Origin of the sequence: Paraburkholderia elongata (assembly GCF_013177735.1) — a bacterium.
In the GTDB taxonomy this organism is placed as follows: Bacteria; Pseudomonadota; Gammaproteobacteria; order Burkholderiales; family Burkholderiaceae; genus Paraburkholderia; species Paraburkholderia elongata.
In genome coordinates this window covers 1-4,091 of sequence record NZ_WOEZ01000084.1, presented here as the reverse complement: position 1 = coordinate 4,091, position 4,091 = coordinate 1, and the positions used below count along the sequence as shown (strand labels likewise).

5 protein-coding genes and 1 pseudogene are annotated in these 4,091 nt (G+C 59.0%); 1 reads left to right on the top strand and 5 read right to left on the bottom strand.

Annotated features, from left to right (window positions below; genetic code table 11):
• Positions 1 to 307 precede the first annotated feature (307 nt).
• The 4 genes and pseudogenes from GNZ13_RS16225 to GNZ13_RS16210 form a co-directional block, all read right to left on the bottom strand.
• Complete coding sequence (locus tag GNZ13_RS16225) at positions 308 to 589, bottom strand: hypothetical protein (protein WP_172166116.1); 282 nt, start codon at positions 587 to 589, stop codon at positions 308 to 310.
• 47 nt (positions 590 to 636) lie between these two features.
• Positions 637 to 1,011, bottom strand: a complete 375-nt coding sequence (locus GNZ13_RS16220) for an HVO_A0114 family putative DNA-binding protein (protein WP_172166113.1) — start codon at positions 1,009 to 1,011, stop codon at positions 637 to 639.
• Between the two features lie 97 nt (positions 1,012 to 1,108).
• On the bottom strand, positions 1,109 to 2,053 hold the full coding sequence (locus GNZ13_RS16215) for an AAA family ATPase (protein WP_236002022.1): 945 nt from the start codon (positions 2,051 to 2,053) through the stop codon (positions 1,109 to 1,111).
• A gap of 173 nt (positions 2,054 to 2,226) precedes the next feature.
• Positions 2,227 to 2,727 (bottom strand): annotated as a pseudogene (locus GNZ13_RS16210) (AAA family ATPase); the annotation flags it as partial.
• 197 nt (positions 2,728 to 2,924) lie between these two features.
• Between GNZ13_RS16210 and GNZ13_RS53480 the strand changes: the two are divergent.
• Positions 2,925 to 3,050, top strand: coding sequence for a hypothetical protein (locus tag GNZ13_RS53480; protein WP_268959159.1), 126 nt, complete (start codon positions 2,925 to 2,927; stop codon positions 3,048 to 3,050).
• Between the two features lie 184 nt (positions 3,051 to 3,234).
• Here the strand turns inward: GNZ13_RS53480 and GNZ13_RS16205 are convergent, their stop codons facing one another.
• Positions 3,235 to 3,507 (bottom strand): hypothetical protein, encoded by a 273-nt coding sequence (locus tag GNZ13_RS16205; protein WP_172166119.1) that lies wholly within the window; start codon positions 3,505 to 3,507, stop codon positions 3,235 to 3,237.
• Positions 3,508 to 4,091 lie beyond the last annotated feature (584 nt).

The window sequence follows — 4,091 nt, the reverse complement described above, 5'->3', positions numbered from 1 at the left end:
CCAGCGATCTCAGAGTCCGCACAAAATGCCTTTGATGCAACTTGTCGGAAGCTCTATCAGTATCTGAATCAAGCTTCACTTGGCTAGGCGCGCACACTAATTCACCCACAGATTCCGCCGACGATCCTGAATATAAGAGCTTGAGCGGTAGCGCGGACGCTTGCTGGAAACAGTTCGGCAAAGGTCGGTGGTACCGGTGACCCAAGCCACCGACCTCCGCAGTGTTTAGAGTCGCAGGAAGCTTCGCCCGGGGGCGAGGGGGTCCCCAAGAGCTTTCGTCCTCGCCGCAACATGGTCGTCTCGCCTGTCACTGCAGCCACATGATCGCGTTTGTCGAGATGCCATCTCCCAGAGCGTTAATGAAGCCACGTCTTGAATCGAATTCCATGAACCAGCCCAAGACGTTGCCATGAGCGTCGCGCGGGAACAGACACACCGCCCAGTGCGCCGGGTCGCGTACGATCCCGTCCATACCGTCGCCGCCCTGGGGAGCACTGACGAGGTACAGACCATCTACTTCGATGAACGCACCGGAGGGCAGCTTCCCGTCCGCCGGAACCGACTGATACTCGAGACGGCTGATTCGCATGGTGCCCGATTCATGGAAAGCAAATACCATTTCGCATGTGTCCGTGTTCAAGACTGCGCCACCCTGTGTTCAGCGTGCGGGAATTGCAACCGGATCCTGATGCCATCGAACTCGAACAGGTAACGTGCATCCCGATTGAGGTCGACGATTTCCGACTCGAGAAGCGCTTCGAGATCGTGGTCTACCATCATCCTGCCACGCTTCAGACGCATGGCAATCGCCTCCGCCGTCATCGGTCCTTCGTCGTGCAGCAGCAGCCGGATGATCTCCATGCGTTTCGCAGTAATGGTCCTCAGCAACCCCTCTGGCTCGTCGAAGAATATGCATGTTGAATCGGGGTGTTGACCGTCGAGGATTGCGTCCATACGCTCTTGCATGGCGTCAAACGAAGTGGTCTCGAGGATAAGAAGTCGCATCGTCATTCCTTCTCTATAGGGAGATGCGCGCCGCTGGTGGCGCACATCGTGACGATATCGCGCCAACTCTGGAGTGCAAGGCGACACGCTTCCGGTACTGTCTTCAGCCCAGCGCGAACCTGCTGCGCAACGCGGTACGCACATCCTCCGCGGTGATCACCGCAGTGCCTTCGCGTAGATACCGCACGGCTGCGGCGTCAATGGTTCGCTGCAACACCGCGTCAGCATCGGCAATCGAATGTCCTTTCAGACCGGCGACAGCGCAGTCCATCGTGTGGCGTGAGACGGCGAACACGTCGCCGGCCATGACCCTGAAACGCATGCGGACGTAGGACGCCAGGGCTTCATGCCCTGGTACCGAGAACGCGACCTTCTCTTCAAGTCGCCCGCCACGAAGCACAGCCAGGTCGAGCGCGTCCTGATGGTTCGTTGCGCAGATGTACAGAACGTCCGGCAGCCGCCCGTGCGCACCGTCCAGTGTCGTCAGCACTTTGTTCGTGACTGGGGCGACGCCTGACATACGGCGCTCGCCCAGCACATCGTCCGCCTCGTCGATGAAGACGATCGCCGGCCGCAGGTCCTTCGCGTCCCTGACGAGCCTGTCCCACGCGGAGGGGTTCGCGAGCAGTTCGGCTCCCGTTGTCTTCAGGAACGCGTACCCACTGGCTTTAGCCAGCGCCATGGCCGCCTGTGTCTTGCCAGTACCCGGCGGCCCGTAGAACAGCACGCCGCGCGGCAGGCTGCCGCCGAGCCGCTCGAGGCCGTAGGCGTGTCGCAGCCTGAAGGCGAGATCATGCAGATCGTTGCGCGAGACATCCGGCATGATGATTTCGTCGATCGACTTCACGTTTTCAGGCAGCCGGCCTTTCGAGCCCTGGAGGCGTCGCATCGCACGCATCGCAACGTCGAAGCTCACGCTGCCTTCACCGATGTCGCCCTCACGACGCATGTCGGCCAGCTCGCGCCTGTTGGCGGCGGCGTCAAATTCGCGCAAAACGGACGATTTGAAACTCACCTTGATGAGGCGATAGCGCGCTAACGGGTTCAAGGGACAAGCTGGTTCTGCGCTGCGGCTGCCCTCAGCGGCTAACCCGCTCAGAATGCGGCAACCACAAGGGCTGCAACGGAAAGGAGCGAAGAAAAGCTAAAGAAGAACCCGACTGTGGATAAACCAGGCCCGAAGAAAATGAACCAAGAAAAGTTGGTTCCACGCCGTGAGTTTCACACCGTCCGTTCTACGCTACTTTCAGAACGCCGATGACAGCGCCCGACCGATGCGAGGCGTGCGGCGCTGAATCCCTCCCAGCGCGCTGCAAGATTTGCGAGCATCGGTGCGCTGAGCGCATGGAAACCCATTGCTTCGCCTACCGAGCGACGGAGTATGGCCTTGCGGGCTTCAAGATCTGGCGCAGGCACTTCAACCTTGAAGTCAAACCGGCCTTCCCGAATCGCAGCGCTATCCAGTGCGGCGATGTCGTTTGTGGCGGCGATAAGTATAATTTGACTGCTGCCGCGTAGGCGGCCGACCTCAGTGAGGATTACGTTCGTTAGGTCCCTCGCCATGTGGTGTGTTCCGCTCTCACGGGGCGCAACGTAACTATCGAACTCGTCGATAAAGAAAACCCCTTGGCCGAGCTTCAGCGCCTGAGCGAATGCAGCCTTGACCTTCGCCGGCGTCTCGTTGACCCACTTGCTCGCAACAGAGCCGTAGTCCAAAGTAAAGAAGGGAACACCGCCACAAGGTCATGCAGGCCAGTCGGCGAAAAGGATTTGAAACATTCAACCCGCAGTTATTCCCCCCACGCCGGGATACATAGTTGAGTCGAGTAGACGACGTCCGAACGAAAACAGAACTATTCGCCGATGCCGGCAAAGAACGATCAGAAGATCGTTGCAGCCGTTAAATCATGGAGCGTTCATTGAACGCGGAAGGAATCAACAAGGCTGCGTTGCTGCTGATGTCGCTCAGCGAAGACAGGGCCGGCGGCGTCATCGACCGCATTCTGCTCGGTGACGCCGCCAGCGGCATCGAAGGCCTCAAGTAGATTGATGCGCCGACGTCTGCGTACAGTGTGGCCTTCTACCCGGTTCGTGCCGTCGCGGTGACAATGCGGGTATCGGTGGCGTGTTCCGCGCGGTTGCTACGGCGAAGGCATACCGTAGCCGCCTGCGCGGGACCGATTGCGCGTCCGGCAAACGGTGTACGGAAAAATGTCTCAGACCGGCTCTCTATTGAGCAGCCGTGAGCTTGAGTCCCGGCCGCGACGCCTGTGAGGATTCTTGCTGACCTTTGCGCTGGTCGGCCACCTGCTCGATACCGTTTTTTATGACCTCCTCGCAGAAAGCCAGACGTGCACGGTAGTAATCCGCATGCAACTGCGCATCGAGGATTCGTTGCTCCGCCTGGAAAAGCTCCAGACGCAATTCTCGCAACGCTCTTTCGGCCTGTTTCTCGGGGGTGAGCGCATGGTGCACGGCCCAGTTTGCAATCCACCTCAGCATGGCGAAGTCCTCCTGTCGTTGGATGTTCTTCATCTGCCATGACAAAGGCTATCAAAAATCCGGCGTAGGCGCGTGTTAAATAATGTTTGGGCGTCGCCTGTTGCAAAAACAGCACGCTGCTGCGTCGCGGTATCTGCATTGCGTACATGGTCTTTCGCGACGAACGCCGCGCCCCATCCGCGCCAGGAAGTTCTAGCGGATATACCCGCTGAAAGCTCACCGGCGCGCCTTCCCTGCCGATCGCCAACAGATCACAAATCTGTTTTGAGAAGTTTCCGCCGATCACGTTACGAGTCCAGTTTGTGATTTTCGTGACTGGCGCTTGCCGACCCACTTCGGCCCGTCGACCCAGCGCGACCGCAACGGCTGCTTCTGAGGTGCAACCGCCATTTCTCGGAGCGTGTCGAACGACATCTGTTCATCATGGATTCAACCAGTGGCCGCAGGCGCAATGTCGCTGCCACGCCTGTCGTTTTCACCACCATGTTGCAATGCGAAATCGAGCCGCCTAAAATGAATTTCACGTCTCCTCCATGCTTCCCTGCATGGCTTCGGCCCGGCTCGGTTCGCGGGCTGTTCTTTTT